This is a genomic window from Imperialibacter sp. (assembly GCF_048007035.1).
In the GTDB taxonomy this organism is placed as follows: Bacteria; Bacteroidota; Bacteroidia; order Cytophagales; family Cyclobacteriaceae; genus Imperialibacter.
Genome location: NZ_CP180355.1, coordinates 3,698,367 through 3,714,962 on the forward strand (window position 1 = coordinate 3,698,367; position 16,596 = coordinate 3,714,962).

At 47.9% G+C, this 16,596-nt stretch carries 6 protein-coding genes; 4 read left to right on the forward strand and 2 right to left on the reverse strand.

Annotation, left to right across the window (positions count from 1 at the left end; translation table 11 throughout):
- Positions 1 to 20 precede the first annotated feature (20 nt).
- The 4 genes from ACMVP2_RS15820 to ACMVP2_RS15835 all read left to right on the forward strand — a co-directional run bounded on the left by ACMVP2_RS15820 (position 21) and on the right by ACMVP2_RS15835 (position 7,107).
- Positions 21 to 1,445: an MFS transporter gene (locus tag ACMVP2_RS15820; protein WP_416864233.1), complete on the forward strand. Its 1,425-nt coding sequence runs from the start codon at positions 21 to 23 to the stop codon at positions 1,443 to 1,445.
- A 154-nt stretch (positions 1,446 to 1,599) separates the two neighbouring features.
- Positions 1,600 to 2,655: an efflux RND transporter periplasmic adaptor subunit gene (locus ACMVP2_RS15825; protein ID WP_416864234.1), complete on the forward strand. Its 1,056-nt coding sequence runs from the start codon at positions 1,600 to 1,602 to the stop codon at positions 2,653 to 2,655.
- 8 nt (positions 2,656 to 2,663) lie between these two features.
- Positions 2,664 to 5,762, forward strand: a complete 3,099-nt coding sequence (locus ACMVP2_RS15830; protein WP_416864235.1) for an efflux RND transporter permease subunit — start codon at positions 2,664 to 2,666, stop codon at positions 5,760 to 5,762.
- Positions 5,763 to 5,766: 4 nt separating this feature from the next.
- The gene (locus ACMVP2_RS15835; RefSeq protein ID WP_416864236.1) at positions 5,767 to 7,107 is read left to right on the forward strand and encodes a TolC family protein; all 1,341 of its coding nucleotides are present in this window, start codon (positions 5,767 to 5,769) and stop codon (positions 7,105 to 7,107) included.
- 64 nt (positions 7,108 to 7,171) lie between these two features.
- On the opposite strand, the gene ACMVP2_RS15840 is transcribed toward ACMVP2_RS15835, so the two are convergent.
- A complete protein-coding gene (locus ACMVP2_RS15840; RefSeq protein WP_416864237.1) occupies positions 7,172 to 7,765 on the reverse strand; it encodes a T9SS type A sorting domain-containing protein in 594 nt (197 codons plus the stop codon).
- Positions 7,762 to 16,530, reverse strand: coding sequence for a beta strand repeat-containing protein (locus ACMVP2_RS15845; protein ID WP_416864238.1), 8,769 nt, complete (start codon positions 16,528 to 16,530; stop codon positions 7,762 to 7,764). Before ACMVP2_RS15845 ends, ACMVP2_RS15840 begins: the two co-directional genes overlap by 4 nt.
- Positions 16,531 to 16,596: the final 66 nt, after the last annotated feature.

The following is a 16,596-nucleotide window of genomic DNA, read 5'->3' on the forward strand; positions in this document are numbered from 1 at the left end:
CTGTATAAACAACTCAAAATATGTCTGACACAACAACAATCAAAACAAGTGAGCTCAAAGTCAATCGGTGGGCCGCTTTGGCTATTTTGTGCACAGCACAATTTATGGTAATAATGGATACGTCCATTATTGGTGTGGCATTACCGGCCATTCAGGAAGCATTGAATTACACGCCCTCTGAATTGTCGTGGATATTCAATGCCTACGTAATAATCTTTGGCGGTGTGCTTCTTTTGGGCGGAAAGCTTTCTGACCTCTATGGCCCCAAAAAAGTATTTCTTTGGGGGTTTGCTGTGCTTACTGCTGCCTCGCTTCTTACCGGGCTGGCCTGGTCCGAAACCTCGATGAATATTGGGAGAGCCCTGCAAGGTCTTGGAGCAGCTTTGATAGCACCTTCTGCTCTTTCTCTCCTAATGACCATTTTTACGGACCCGAAAGAACTGGCCAAAGCATTTGGGTTCTGGGGAGCATCGGCTGCTGCTGGCGGCTCGGCGGGTGTATTTTTGGGAGGAGTGCTCACCGACTATGCCTCGTGGAGATGGACCTTCTATATTAATATACCCATGGGCATTTTCGTCATGATTGCCGGAGCAATGCTTCTGGTGAGCGGAAATAGACGAAAGGGGAAAATAGATTATTTGGGGGCAGTATTGGTGACGCTGGCCACTATGGTACTGGTTTACTCGTTAGTTATGGTCGACAAGAATGGATTACTGACCACGCACACCATTGGCCTCTTTGCAACGTCATTAGCTTTGTTTATTGCTTTTGTGTTTGCACAAAAAAGGGTGCAGGCTCCATTGTTGCCACTTTCAATATTCAAAGCGCCAAATCTTTCAAGCGGCAATTTAATTATGGCCTTAATGGCTGGCGCATGGATACCTCTGTGGTTTTACCTTAATCTTTATTTACAGCAGTCGCTGGGCTACACTGCATTTTTTTCCGGTTTGGCTTTACTCCCAATGACTATAGTAATCATGGTGCTTATGGTGGGTGTCACTGGTAAGCTCATCGCAAAATTTGGCTTTAAAAAGCCATTGATTGCAGGGCTCGTGGCACTTACTTGGTCACTGCTGTGGTTTTCGCAAGTTCCAGTAAACGGGAATTACCTCTCCGATGTGCTTGGGGCCTCCTTGCTGGGAGCCCTTGGTATGTCACTGGCCTATATTCCAGGCACCATCGCATCAATATCGGGCGCAAAACCTGAGGAGTCGGGCCTGGCATCTGGCTTGGTTAACACTACTTATCAGGTGGGGTCAGCCATTGGGTTGGCGATAGCCGCTGCCATCGCCATCGGTACTACCAACAACTTCTCCGCCGAAGAGGGGGTGACTACAGAAGCGCTGAATGTTGGTTTTCAGGCTGCATTTAAAGCAGCAGCATGCATCAGTGGACTTAGCATTTTGATCGCTGTGTTTGGTATAAAGCAGCAACGGCCACAGTAAGGCACCTTCTAATTTTCTTATTTTTTAATACAAAAAGTCTGGCCGAACGCCAGACTTTTTGCTTTCAGTAAACTTTATAAATAGCTCCGGTTTAAATGCAAATCAGGGTGTGTTGGATTCCCGTTTTTTACATCCATAATCAAACTTCAAACAAATGAAAACAAATGAATTTTTTAGCTATTTGAGTTTCCTGATCATCGGTGCGATTGTTGTCGCCTGCACCTCAGGTACAGACAATGACTCAAATCAAGGCAGTGCGCCCATTAGCCGACTGCCAGTGGATGTCAAGGTTGTGAAATCAACCGCTGTCACCCAGGAAGAAGTCGTTGCTGGCTCTGTCGTTGCTATTCGTGAGGTAATGATCGCCAGCGAAGTATCCAGGAAAGTCGTTGCCGTATCTTTTACTGAAGGCAGCGTAGTACACAAAGGCCAGCTGCTGTACAAGCTGGAGGACGGCGAAATTGTTGCCAAACTGAAGCAAAATCAGGCCGAACTTGGCCTGGCAAAATTGAGCGAAGGTCGCTTGGCTGAGCTGCTGAAAAGTGAAGCGGTACGGCAGGAAGAATACGACGTTGCGCAATCGAGACTTGCGTTGCTCCAGGCAACGGAGGACTTACTGAAGAATGAGCTGGACAAGACCTCCATTCATGCCCCCTTCTCCGGGAAAATTGGAATCAGTAAAGTGGAAGTTGGTTCTTGGGTTTCACCAGGAATGCCTTTGGTTGCCCTGCAGGAACAAGGAAGCGTTAAAATTCAATTTTCAGTTCCTGAAAAATACATTGCATTTGTGACAAGTGGAAAGACAATACAATTCCAGGCACCCACCGGTGGTTCCAGCATAGCGGCTCGCATAATTGCGACGGAATCAAGAATAGACGCTTCCAGCAGAAGTATAACAGTGCAGGCGGTGGCCGACAATCGTGACAATCAGCTAGTGCCAGGGATGTCGGCAAGGGTTTACTTTTCTGTCACTGACGAAAACTCAAAGGGCCTTACTCTGCCCACTCAAGCCCTCATTCCAGGGGCCAATGGATTTGGTGTCTTTGTGGTAAGGCAGGGTGTGGCCAGGTTCAGCCCGGTGACCGTTTTCTCCAGAAATGAGTCCGATGCGCTGATTACGGCAGGTCTCGCCGATGGCGATTCAGTCTTGGTTTCCAACATTCTTCGCACCGGTGATGGTACTCCCGTACAAGTTGTCACTGCTAAATAATTGGAGCCATGAGTTTACCATCATTAAGTATCAAAAAGCCTGTTTTGGCAGGTGTGTTTTCCGCCCTTATAGTGATTGCGGGAATGGTTGGGTGGCGATATCTTGGGATACGTGAGTTCCCGTTAACCGAGCCACCAGTTATTGCGGTTGTTACCTTTTACCCCGGGGCCAGCCCCGATGTAATAGCTTCTAAAATCACGAAGCCTTTAGAAGAATCTATAGCCGAAGCGAATGGCGTTCGCACTATTTCATCGGAGTCCAGAGAGCAGGTTAGCATCATTTCAATAGAATTCAACAGAGAGCTAGACCTTGAAGATGCCCTCAACGATGTGCGTGACAAAGTGGCGAAGTCAAAAAGCCAGCTGCCCTCGGACGTCGACCCTCCAATTGTTGAAAAAGCGAGTTCCCCCGATAATCTGGTGGCATTCCTTGAAGTGGAGAGTGATTCAAGAGACATAAAGGAAGTAAGCCATCTGGCTTCAACAGTTATCAAGGAAAGAATGCAGTCTATCCCCGGCATTCAAAGTGTAAGTATAGTCGGTGAGCATAAGTACGCCATGAGACTAAGGTTCGACCCTATCAAGCTGACAGCCTATAATTTAACTCCAGAGGACATTCGCCAGGCTTTGCACCGAGAGAATATAGACCTCCCCTCCGGAAGGATTGAGGGAAAGAAAAATGAGTTGAGTGTCCGAACCCTGGGACGTCTTACTACTTCCGACGAATTCAATGACATGATTATTAAGCAAACTGCTAATTCAGTGATAAAGCTGAAGGACGTTGGCTATGCAGAACTTGGGGAAGTGAATGAACGCAATGCAATCATTAACGGTACCAACAAAGCAGACAGAGTGGGCGTTGGCGTTGCCATCCAAATACAAAGAGGAGCAAATGCTATCGAAGTTGTGGATGAATTTTACCGCCGCCTCGATGAATTGCGCAAAGAGATATCTGCTGACTACAAGTTGATTGTAGGGTTTGATTTCACCAAACCAGTTCGTGAGTCAATTGCAGAAGTGGTGGAGACGCTCTTCATCGCTTTTGGTTTGGTTGTCATCATTATCTTTCTTTTTCTGCGTGATTGGAGGTCTACCATCATTCCGGTGCTGGCCATTCCAGTGTCAATATTCTCGGCATTCTTCATTATGTACCTGGCAGGTTTTTCTATCAATGTCCTGACACTTTTGGGCTTGGTGCTGGCTATAGGATTGGTTGTCGACGATGCCATTGTCGTACTTGAAAACATCTACAAAAAGATTGAAGACGGAGCCAATCCTATTCAGGCAGCATTCGCTGGATCCAAAGAAATCTATTTTGCCATCATTTCTACCACCATCACACTGGCAGCAGTTTTCTTGCCCATAGTATTTATGGGTGGCATAAGTGGCCAGCTTTTTAAGGAATTTGCGATCGTGGTATCGGGATCGGTGATCGTGTCGGCATTTGTGGCACTCACCCTGTCTCCTATGCTTAGCGCCTACCTGCTGAAGCAGCATGTGAAGCCTAACTGGCTCCATAGAGTTACCGAGCCATTTTTCCTCAGCCTTAATGGAGGTTATGCGTCGCTCTTGAAAGCTTTTATGAAGTTCAGGTGGCTGTCGTGGATTTTCCTGATCGCAGGTGGGGTAGTAATATATGTGCTGGGGCAGAGGCTGCCATCAGAATTGGCGCCTTTGGAAGACCGGTCTAATATGATGCTCATTGCCATAGCACCTGAAGGAGTTTCGTACGACTTCATGAAGGAGAATATGGAGGAAGTAGGTCATTATGTCAACGACAATACTGAAGGCCTCTATCAGACCTACTCTATGGTGGCTATTTCATTTATTCCCGCTCCGGCACCTATCAACGTGGCCGTGCAGAGTATTTATCTGAAAGATCCCAAGGAAAGAAGTGTTACTGCCCAGGAACTGTATTATCAGTATGGGGCGGCTTCAGGGCAATTTAGAAACATCCTTCTTTTCCCCTATATGCCGCCTACCATTGGTACCAGATACGGCGGAGGTCAGCCCGTGCAATATGTGCTGCAAACATCTAATCTGGACAGCGTCGCCAGTGTACTTCCTAAGTTTCTGGCAGCGGCAAGACAAAGCAGTAAGCTAATGTTCGTTGACAGCGACCTTAAGATAAATAAGCCTGAGCTCAAAATTAATATTGATCGACAGAAGGCCGCTATGATGGGTGTGTCTATCGAGGAGGTGGCAAGGGCCATGCAGCTTTCGTTTTCCGGTCAGCGCTACGGGTACTTTATGAAAAATGACCGACAGTACGAAGTAATTGGTCAGGTTGAGCGCATCAACCGCAACGACATAAGTGACCTTCGTGCAATCCACGTGAGGTCTGCTCATGGGCAAATGATCTCGCTGGACAACCTGGTGACTATTGAGGATGGAATAAGCCCCGCTACCATTTACCGGTACGATCAATACACCTCAGCCACCATTTCGGCTGGCCTGGCGCCTGGCGTAAGTCTGGGTGAAGGAATACAAGAAATGGAGCGGATTAAGTCCGAGGTTTTGGGCGATAATTTCAGAACGACGCTAGCCGGGCAATCTCGTGATTACGTGGAAAGTAAGGGAAGCCTTTCGTACACACTGATACTGGCACTGGTGCTGATATACATGATACTGGCAGCGCAATTTGAAAGTCTTCGTGATCCCCTGATCATCATGCTGACAGTGCCAATGGCAATTACCGGGGCGCTTTTGAGCTTGGACTGGTTTAGCCAAAGCCTCAATGTATTTAGCCAAATCGGCATCATTACGCTTATTGGTCTCATAACAAAGAATGGCATATTGATAGTAGAGTTTGCCAATCACCTAAAGGACACTGGCCTGTCAAAGTTTGACGCTGCCATTCAGGCCGCAGAGCAGCGATTCAGGCCCATTCTGATGACTTCACTCGCAATGATTTTTGGTGCATTGCCCATTGCGATGACCCATAATAGCCGTCAATCACTGGGGATTGTAGTAGTAGGCGGGCTGATATTCGCTGGCATACTCACCTTGTTCATCATCCCGGCGGTCTATTCTTATCTCGCCTCAGGTAAAAGGAGAAAGGAAGTAGTGGATGAGACGGAGGCAAATATGGTGATCTCAAAAAGTTAATTTTATGAAAAAGTATAATAGATCATTGATAGCGGCCATTGCGATGCTAGGCATCGTGCTGCCCGCTAAAGCTCAGGAGCTACAGCTCTCACTGAGTGAGGCACTTGTGCTCGCAAAGACGAATAACAAGGCCATGCAAGTTCAGTTGCTGGAGGAAAAGGTCTCCAAAATGGAAACGTCGGAATCCAGGGGCGAATTGTTGCCCACTCTGTCGGCACAGGGGAGTTACACACATTATTTCGACAGGCAGGTGATTTTTATGCCTGGGGCTCTCGTTGGCAATGAGAACGAGCCCGTAGTAGATGTAACGGTTGGAGGAAAAAACGCAGTGAATACCTACCTGGCTTTTCAGCAGCCTTTATTGTTGGAATCTGCCCGCAGGCAGGTGAGGACGGCAAAGCTTAGCGAAGCTTTTCAGGAGCAGGAAACCAGAGCCTTTAAGACCAGAATGGTTGCGGACGTAACGGCCAGCTACCTGCGGGCTTTGCTGATCAGCGAGTCGCTTAAGCTAAGTCATCAAAGCCTGGAGCGTAACATACTCTCATTGGAAGACAGTCGATCACTTTTCAGGCAAGGCAAGGGCTTGAAGGTGGATACCTTGCGAAGCTTTATTGCAGTCGAAAATTTGAAGTCCTCCATTTCTTACCTTCAAAGCCAGTATGAGACAACACTTCTACATCTGGCCAGAGTAGTTGGACTGGAGGTGGGACAGACCATCGTGCTGACTGACAAACTTGGGCTGGATGACGCTATCAGGTACCTTGACACAGCACCCCTTAGCGAAGCGGAAATGACGGCCAGCAGACCTGACCTGCTGCAGGCAAAGCTGAGTGTCGAAATAAGCAGAAGTTTAGTGAGTCAAACGAAGGCTCAAAAACTACCGACAGTTACGGTGATGGGTGCCTATCAACTACAGGCTCAGTCTTTTGACCTCAGCTTCAGCCGATGGCCGGGCACATCTTTTTTAGGTATTCAGGCCTATGTGCCCATTTTTTCCGGGAACAGAATAAATTCCAGATTGGGTAAATCGAGTATCAGGCTCCAACAAGGCGAGCTAGCGCTGAAAGATTTATCGGAAAAAGCAGCGATTGAAGTGGCCACCCACGAAAATAGCTTGAGGGAGGGCTTGAGACAGTTGGAAATTCATGCGAAAACAGTTGAGGCTGCCAAAATTAACTTTGCAATGGTAAATGAACGCTTTCAATCCGGCCTCAGTTCAAGGCTGGAGTTGACTGATGCTGAGTTGGCCCTGACAGAATCGAGAATGAACCAGCTACAGGCATTTTACAAAGTGAGAATCGCTAAACTTGAATACGATCAAGCACTGGGATTGCTGTCAGAATAATTGATGCCCAAACTGAAATATAGAAAGAGGCTGTCTCGTTTTCGGCAACTGAGACAGCCTTTAGCTATTTCTTAAGCAGCTTGAATCTTTGCGTTTGGTTTTTCGATTCGAGTACTAAAACGTAAATGCCTGCACTGAGATTTTCCGGCAGAAGTATAGCACTGAAAAAGTCACCACGTCTGTCGGCTAACCCTTCGCCTCGCACGATCAAAGCTCCATTGAGGTCGGTCATATAATAGAATACCGGCGAGTTTTTCTCAAGACCCCTGGCAGCGACATTGATATCCGACTGGATTGGGTTGGGGTAGGCATTGATGGAAGGAGCCTCCTTCTGAATCCTGATGGAGGCAATCTTGCTGTAATCATACTGGCCATCAAAGTCAATTTGCCTGATCCTGTAGTAGGATGTTCCCCAGAATGGCTGGAAGTCAGTGAACGCATAATCCTGCCTGTCGTTCGTGGTGCCAGCGCCGTTTACTTCGCCAATTTTCTGATACACCATGCCATCCTCAGAGCGCTCAATTTCGAACAAATCATTGTTAGTTTCTGAGCCTGTGGCCCAGTCAAGTATCGCAACGCCATTTAGCTCAGTAGCGCTAAAGCTTAAAAATTCGACTGGGAGCGGGGTTGTGTCTTCGTCGGTCGTGCCAAAAGTCACGAACTTCGTACTGTAACTAAGGGGCCGGCAGTCATTGAGCCTCCTGTTGGCGTGCCACTCGGAGCGCTTGTGGTGGTGATCATGTCCCAAAGGGTTCCAGACCAAAATGCCATTCGAAGGTTGGCAATGGTGCTTTGAACGTCCGACCCGCTGTTCCAACTTAGCTTTACACTTGAGCTCGCCGGGGAGGGTACACTGATCATCCAGTATTCATTCTCGCTCACTTTCACAATACCGTCGGCAGGGTCAACTGCTGTCACGGGGCCAATGGCAGACGCTCCTCCGTTGTAATATTCAACAATCCAGTCCTTTGTGCCTACATAACCAGTTGGGGCCTTGATTTGCATTTCACCGCTTCTGGATCCCTTACCCACAGGAAAGGTATACGACGAAACATTTGGCGGCAATACTCTTACAAACGGCCCGTTCACGTACCTGGCTGAGCTAAACCCAGACAATGTGCCATTAAGCGTTAGTCTCAGCGTATTGTCGGTATTGGTAGTTATGAGCCCATTTGTGAAGATAAGCTGCCCATCTACATCCACATCTGCATTGGTACTAATTCCCCTGGAGGCGTCGGCGTTGTTGACAATGGTGACGCCATTTGCATTATTGATTTCAAGGTTATTAAATGCATTGGTTCCAGTGAAATTGCCTGACACACTCTGGGCAGCAGGGCCTCTCAGTACTATTTTGCTTGCCCCACCACCATTGTCGAAGCTTGAAACGTCAGACTTGTATATGTTTCCATACACTGAGGTCGAATTATTGCCATCCGGAACCACCACTTTAACTGTCCCCAGTATCTCCAGATCTTCACACACTTTAAGCGTATTGTTATTGGGTACAGTTCTGTCACCAGCGCCAGAAAAAACCAGCCTTCTGACATTTGGTATGTCATTAAGCACGGCATAAGAGCCGTTGCCAGCGAACTCAAGACCACCTCCACCGCTGCAGTTGGCATCCGGAAAGAATTCCTCATAGTCTCCTGTCGGGAATGCCACAGAGCTACCATTGGAAGTGAGCTTTAAGGTGCCGGCACCGGTTACAAAGCCGAGGTTGTGGTTGGAAAAACCTGAGGCAATTTCCAGCGTTGCACCCGCCTCAATTGTCGTTTTTCTGATCCGGATATTATTGGAATTCAGAACCAGGGTGTAGCCAGACTTAACGACAATATCTGACGAGGAGCCAGGGGCTGGTGACGTCCCTTCCTGGTAGGAGGCGTCGCTGTAATAATTGCCAGACGAAGCCAGCTCGTAAGTTGTAAAAGTCGGAACCATATCAGGTATGGCGGCTCCGCAGAGCAATGAGGAGCCATTGTTCTGTAAGGTCACACCAGCAGTATATATACCCTCAAGGGTTCCGTCAGTATTGGAATTGAGAGGGTAGGCGATTCTCAAATTGTTTTCGTCAAATTCAGACTCCGTAAATACTTTGTCCCAGAATGATCCAAGGTTATAAAGTCTTGCAGGCCCGTAATTGGCTACTGTATAGGGGGCGGTTACCGAAAAGTCGGCTGCGTCATAATACATTTCCAGCGTGCCATTGAGGCCTGTTACGCCACTCGATTTGATAATCCAATAGTATTGCAGCACGTTGTCGGAGTCAACTATCTCGGGATCGGTGCAGGCTCCAGCCGTTTCTGCATCCTCGGCAATCGGGGCCAAATCCGCAACCGGCCTGAGGGTAATATAGCTGGCTGAAATATCGTTCACCGTTATCACAGCTGGCGTATATGATGTAAGACCGACTGGAAAGGTGAAAGTGGAGTTGCCTGCTGTAATTGTTGGAAAAATCTTCCTCAAGCCAAAGTCCTTAATGGAGCTGTTGGTCTGAATCATCCTGTGTACGTTAAAGTCTGTATAGGCTTTTCCACCGCTTCCATTTTCTATGGTTGAGGTCTCAGGAATGATAAGAAGGTTACCTCCGATATCAAGTACTCCGGTGGTGAGAACGAGCTTTTGGTCAACCTGAAAGTTTTCGTCAGTATCGGTGATGATCAGCCCTGCTGCGTTATTAAGGTTTACAACACCAAAATAGCTTAGTCCTGACGAAGACCTGCCAAGGTTTTGTTTCTCTGTTCCGTTGAAAACTATTCCAGGCCCTGCTGCTGCGCTTATATGTGTGGCGTCGTGGAGTAGATCCTTCTTAATGTTGAAGGCGTAAGTGGAAGTGTTCAGCGTGCCAGCCAGGATGTCGGCATTATTTGCAACAGTCACGGACTTTGCAAGTACAAGTGAGCCAGATCCTGACTTTTCAAGGTTCCAAAAAGTGGTAGTTCCAGAGCCCGATATCGTTCCGGTGGAAGAGGTTGGGAAGAAAGTCGTTTGGTTGTTGGCAATCGTGCCAGCTGAAACAAATGTACCATCGTTTACAATGCCCTCATTTACTGTTAGATCCAGGCCATTGGCGTTAAATGTACTCCCCGTAGTGATGGACAGGTTGTCAACGGTAAGCGGTGCTGTGTATATTTTAGCAGTCACGTTGGCGGACCCGATTCGCAGCGTTTCAAGATTGATGCTGGAGTAAATGCCGAAGTTCGTTTGCGAGGCAGGCGTATCTGCATTTCCGAGCGTTATTATTGAGCCGTCGGTTATACTGCTTGCTGCTGGCGAAAGACGAACAGTGGGTACTGATGTTGAGTTGAGGTGGCGAACTACTGTGAAAGACTCTCCTGCGCCTTCGTCAATATCGAGATTGAACTCGCTGCCAGGGTTGATCACTTCAAACACTCCCCTTGTGGCGGTTGGAACTGCGTTCTTTCCAAATACGGCTACACCTCCTGTTTGCGTGTACTTTAGAATACCCGAAGTTGAAGCGGTACTCCTTCGTACCTGAGAACCCACGGTCAGAGTGCCAGCGGAAAGTTCAATAGATGCATTTCCAGACGCCGAGTACTCTATAAAGTTGTTGACTCCAACACCGCCATCCATGTTCAGTGAACCGCCACTGATAACGAGTGGCCCGTCAAGTATTATACCAGTGTTGGCGCCGTTTACCCTGGCTACACCTTGTTGGATTTCTAAGCCACCAGACCCGGAGGTTGCCTCAGTATTGAGCGAATTTGGCAGAAGGAAGTTGCCACCACCGCTTGAAAGTGTTATGTCGATTGACGGATCGTTAAGTACCAAAGTGCCATTGACGATTTCGATGGCCTTGTCGGCGGTATTGGTCAGGCCAGTAAGTGTGAAACCGTCGTTGAATGTAAATTCTGCTGCGTTGTTCAGCTTTTTATTTAGCGTAATTCTGTACAGTTGTGGTGCATCGCCACTAACTGTGTTGAATGTGCCAGAAAGACTCCCATTTAGCGTGAGCTTAATATTTGACTCAGCGTTTCCTCCAAAAATCAACCCATTGCCATTGGGTGCAATTGTTGTATTGCTGCCGGTAGTATTTATGACAATATCTCCGCCCACGAACAAGTTGTGATTAACCGAGCCTCCGCTTGCAACTCTGATCACGTTGCCACCACTTGCCGCAGTCCCTGTGGGATTTCCGACGTAAACATCACCAATTACTGTAACGTTCCAGGGGATTCCCGTATTGGGCAGCCGAAGTTCTCCTCCGCCAGTACCGTCAACCAATGGTCGTAAATATAGATTTGCATTGACTGTCGCATTTCCTCCGGAGGCACTACTTAATGCCAGATTGGAGTTGCCACTGATTTCCAGGTTTTGATTAGTTGTGAAGTTTTTAGCAATAGTTACAGTACGATTGTTTGCTCCCCATCCGTCGTTGGTGATAAAAAGGGTAGGGACTTCATCTGGAATATTGTTGATGGTGTAGTCGTTAAATGCCTCATACAACAGCGTAGACGAATCTTGAGCTGTGAAAAGGCCTAAATCAACCGCTGCAAAGCTGGGATCCCTTTGATTCTGATTGGTGCTGCCACCTCTGACACGGATGGTTCCTTCACCTTCTACCACATTGACAAGAATATTACCTGTAGAATTCCAGGTGAGCGTTGGTCTAAACTGAAAATCGTTAGACCCACCAAGCTGAGATAATGGTTTTCTGACGACAGGTGCGTTGCCCAAATTATCGGTCATTTGGATAAATATCAGTCGGGCTGCAACCACGTCGCCCCCGTCGACCCTTGCAGAATGCGAGTAGCCTCGGTAGGTGGTTTTAGGGTCATCATACGGAAAGAAGCCAATCACAGCAATATCTCCTGCACCAGGTGTATCAGGCGAATCCGGATTTGTACTCAAGTGAGGATTGGCGGCGTTGAAACCTGGCTGGTCATTTCTTGTCCACGTATTGGCAGTTGTCCAGAGTGGTTGGTTCCCTGTCAGGTCACGACCCTTCGTGTAATAGATCAATGGAGCATTGACAAACCTTGCTGCCTGGCCTGTTGTAAAATTGGCGTTCGCCAGAGGGAATCCTACGAAACCAGCTTGAGAAAACTCTCCTCCAGTGCTTGTTCCATTAAAAGTGATGTACCGGGTAGCATTGTTTTGGTTTGTGTTTTGGTAGGCGGATGTAACGATGTCTGTCAGGTCACTTACAGGGTTGGACTCGTAGGCCCGTGTAAACGGAGTTTCATCAAGAACATAGCCAGGCACATAGTTTTCTTCTAGGCCCGCAGGTTCCAAGCTAGGTCTGTCCACACCAGCAATTACGCTGTTTGATGCCCTGTAATAGAAGCGAAATGCTACGTTTGGCACCGTTGTAAAATCAGAGTGCCTCACTCGCCAGTAGTGCTGAAGCATTTGTCCGCCAGCAAGGTCCGTTAATTGCAGTTCGCCTGAGACTACGTTAATCTGTACATAGCCATCGTCGGAAAAGTCTTTCACCTTCATTTGAGCTGGTCTTGAGTAGAAGGTAGTGCCGCCATCAAGCGTAAACCCAACAGGAAAGGTGATGGGGGACGTGTTGTTTATTCTTGACGTCACATCCTCCGTTACTGTGTTGCCTTTTACCTTGAGTTTGAGCCCTCCGTCGCTGGGGTTTCCATCGGTAAATACGAGGATATTTCCTGTGATGCCTTCGTTGTTAACTCTAATGACGCTTGTGTTGGCTACGTCACTATTGAAAAAGTTTCCGCCACCATTGTTGATGTTCCATATCTCATCAATGGTCAGGGTGTGGTTTTTTACATAGATTCTGCCGTTGAGGTATTCTACTCTCTCGAAAAGAACGTCGCTATTCAATTCCACAGTAGTAGCCGCCCCTACGTTGAATCTAATGTTTCCAAAGACCGCATCATCTGTCGTAGTGATGGTAACTGGGGGGTCTTCTCTGAAACGAATCTGTGCGAGGTCTGGAGTACCTGTAGCAGTTGGGTATGGGCCTGCACTGAAATAAGTCCCCAGGCGGTCATTGTTTGTAATGCTACCCCAAATCCTCAGCGTATAGGCATTTTGATCCATTGTTCCTGATAACACCGATATGTTACCATTGACGTCCAATCGGATACTCCCGGAATTTCCGGTTCTGGCGACCAGCCTTAGCTCATTGCCGCTGGTTCTGTTGAGCACTACGCTGCCTGCTTCAAGCTGTCCTGTTCCGGCTGTAACTCCGTAGTAGACAGTGTCGATGGCGGAAGTGCCGATGGTTTGATTGAAATAAGTTGTGTTAAAATTTGTTGGGAGGTCTGCAATGCCATCGTAAGGGGCAACACCGCCAAATACAGCCTGATAGGTCGAGTTTCGTCCAACGTAGAAGGAACCGCCAACATAGATATCATTAACATTGATAGCAGATGTAGTCGGCGCAAACACAATTGGATAGTCCCCCAGCGGGTTGTTGTAATGAGTGTCGCTGTACCCGTGGATCACAAGATCGTTGAGTGCTACGAGAGGCTGCCCAGCGACAGATGGTTCGTCTAAGCCTCCTCCGGTGCCTGATGTGGTGCCGATGAGGACGATATTACCCACCGAAGCTGCCGTAGCTCTCATTTTTACATTGTAGAAAGGAGCTCTGGATGTGACTCGGTATTCTGTGGTTGTGTTGGATTGGAAAGTGACCGTGCCGCCAGTTACCACCTGATTACCAGGGTCGCAGTTGATGAATATATTCCCTCTAAGGCTGGAAGTACCTAAATTGTTTCTGCCGTTAACGATCAAATTGCCACCGGTCATTACAAATACGTTGCCTGTGTAGGTAAGAGAGAACAAGGCGTAGTCGGCATTGACTGAACCGCCTCCATTGATGGTGACGGTGCCGCCATTTTGCTCGTAGGTTCCCTGGGCAGAAAGACCATTTACCGATGTTCTGAACGCTGCCATATAAACCGTACCACCATCGACTTTTAACTTTCCGGCGTCTCTCAGAGTTAAGCCGCTTCCAACAGAAGCTATTAGCTTTCCTGATGTGACTTCAACCGTACCATACGGCACTATGGCAGTTCCACCCGTTTTGGCGACAAAACCTCCATCAATCTGAAGCTTCGTAGTACTCGGGATCGAATAATTTCCGGTAGTGTTAATTACAGGCACTGCCACGTTAACTCCCAATTTTACGGTTCCTTTGATAAGAGCGAAGGCGTTCAGGTTGGAGGTTGCCGCAGTTATATCCGAGTTGACATCGTAATTGGCTCTTCCCAGCAATCGGAAATAGGCACTGTCTGGCGCTTGAATGGAAAGTGTGAAGGTTTCGTCTGTTCCTTTGTCGATAACAATTCTTGAGAAATAGGTAAGGTTGTTGCAATCGACGGTCTGATCTTTTGTGGCGCTATTGAAAAAGGTGTTGACCCTGCCTGTTACATCGTCCGTAGTGTAGTAAGCTGTCGATGGGCTGTATCTGGCTGCCACGGAAGCAAAGTCTGTCCGGTTGGTGAAATATGCCTGACCTCCGTTGGTGAAGTTGCCTGAAATGGTAAATGAGTGAGTAGCGTTGGCGTTTGCAGTAACAATGCTTCCGACCCTGGTGCTGCCGTTGTCTTCCACTATTACGTCGCCGCCAACGGTGAGGCTTCTGGCCGTGGTAGTGCCGTCGCCAAACTGAAACCTTCCGTTTCTAACGGTGAGGGTTCCGTAAAGGCTGTAGTTGGAGGCGAGAATGACTTTGTCGGTAGCCGCTGTTTTGTCGATCCGAAGGTTCTTGAAGGTCCTGGAAACAGCAAGCGTCATATCTCCGGCACCTGCCACTATCAAAGTTCCGCCGTTGTCGGGGTCAGAAAAGCCGATATTTCCTGATGTGATACCTGCTGGAAAGTTGGCGGTGCCGCCGTTTCCCTGAAGCCTGATCTGACCGTTGCCGTTTATCGTTTTGAAGTTGTGACCAGTAGAAGTTGTAAGATACAGGTTGCCACGCACTTCCATAGAATTGACGGTTATGTTATTTGTGGCTGGCTGAATGGTCACCGTTCTGCCCGATCTGATAATCACGTCGTCCTCGGCGCCGGGGATGTTGTTGCCGGGGTTCTTTACGATAGGTGCTGTCGAGGCGTCTAGCGTCCAGGTAGCTGAATTCGACCAGTCGCCGTCCTGAAACACATACCATGTTTTAGATGTGAGCTGAGTTCCTTTCCCTAGTGTGTAATACCCCGATTTAAACCTTGAGGCCGGAATAGAAACTACGACTTTATCACCGCTTTCAAGAGAGTATTTGTCCACATATATGCTCGTGAAATTAGCGGAGACATCACTTCTGTAAAGCAGAACATATTCGTTGAGGTTGCCTGAGTAGGTAAGTCCGGCATCGCTAAAGTCGAAAAGCAACTCTGCATTAACGCCGCCTCCGTTGACCACACCAGACTGGCTTACTTCTGTGTACCAGCTTCTCGCCCAACGTGAAGTAACACCAGCTCCAATTTGCGTAGCAAGCCCATCGGCATGTGCTGTGCCATCGTGAGCAAAAGCAACAAACTCTCCGGCGTCCAGCGAACTGTTTACTTCTCTAATCTGCAATGCGTCGGAGGTGGCCGACGTCACCTTAACCGTGCTGTCTACTGTTCCCAGTCCTCTGTATTGCGTGAAGTAAGAAGTGTTGTAGGTGCCCAGGTTGCCAAAAATATCATTTGTGGTCAGGTTGATCCCATATTTATGACCAAGCATGTTTTCGACGATGACCCTTTGTGGCGCACTTACTGCTCCGTTGTAGATGATGACTTCGGCAATATCACCTGGAAAGCTTCGGTTGTCGCTCAGGTTGAAATTTCCGATATATAATGGTGATGCATTGTCGGGCAAAGGAGTAGTTACATTGGTTCCACTGCTTGTTACAGAGTTTCTGTTGAGGAAGAATTTATTTCCTGAAAGCGTATGGTCGTAAGTGGTTGAGATAACATAATTGGTGTTATCAGTGACGCTTACATTGGAAGTGCCGCCGTCGCTGATATCGGCACTGATGCTGCCGGAGTTTCTAAATAGCCGGTAAGACTGATTGGCTCCAACGCCAGTTCTTTTGTTTAAAATTCCCTGGACGCCGCTGTTTTCAGTTCTTATTACTAGAAAGAAGCTCATAGCCGACGACCAATCCAGCAGTGAATTGTCGTTTACCGCCAAATGATAGTTGGTGGTGCCCGTTGGCCCGAAGTTAATGGAAGGCTTGTTATTCAGGTTGGCATTGCTTGCAGTATAGGTTGGTTGCCATGTGCCATTCGCCTGGGCAGCATTGAGACCGTTGCCAGACTGGTCAGCCCATGCGCTTACTTTACCGCTCGACTGGGTAACGCCTGCGTCTGCTTTTAACCATAATACATTTCGTGGAGCAACTGAGCCATCGCCACTACCAATGCCCGCCGGGCCGGTTTGGGCGTAGGTATTGGAAAATGCGCCAAACAATGAAAGGAAGGCGGCAGCAACAAAAACATTTCTCATAGAGGCTAGAATGACTTACTTAAATAGGAAATGGTATCAAAAGTGGAATAAGAGAGTAAGTTTATA

Excerpts from the sequence above, each read along its gene's own strand:
- ACMVP2_RS15820 (WP_416864233.1), top strand. The coding sequence starts at position 21 with ATGTCTGACACAACAACAATCAAAACAAGTGAGCTCAAAGTCAATCGG.
- ACMVP2_RS15825 (WP_416864234.1), top strand. The coding sequence starts at position 1,600 with ATGAAAACAAATGAATTTTTTAGCTATTTGAGTTTCCTGATCATCGGT.
- ACMVP2_RS15830 (WP_416864235.1), top strand. The coding sequence starts at position 2,664 with ATGAGTTTACCATCATTAAGTATCAAAAAGCCTGTTTTGGCAGGTGTG.
- ACMVP2_RS15835 (WP_416864236.1), top strand. The coding sequence starts at position 5,767 with ATGAAAAAGTATAATAGATCATTGATAGCGGCCATTGCGATGCTAGGC.
- ACMVP2_RS15845 (WP_416864238.1), bottom strand. The coding sequence starts at position 16,530 with ATGAGAAATGTTTTTGTTGCTGCCGCCTTCCTTTCATTGTTTGGCGCA.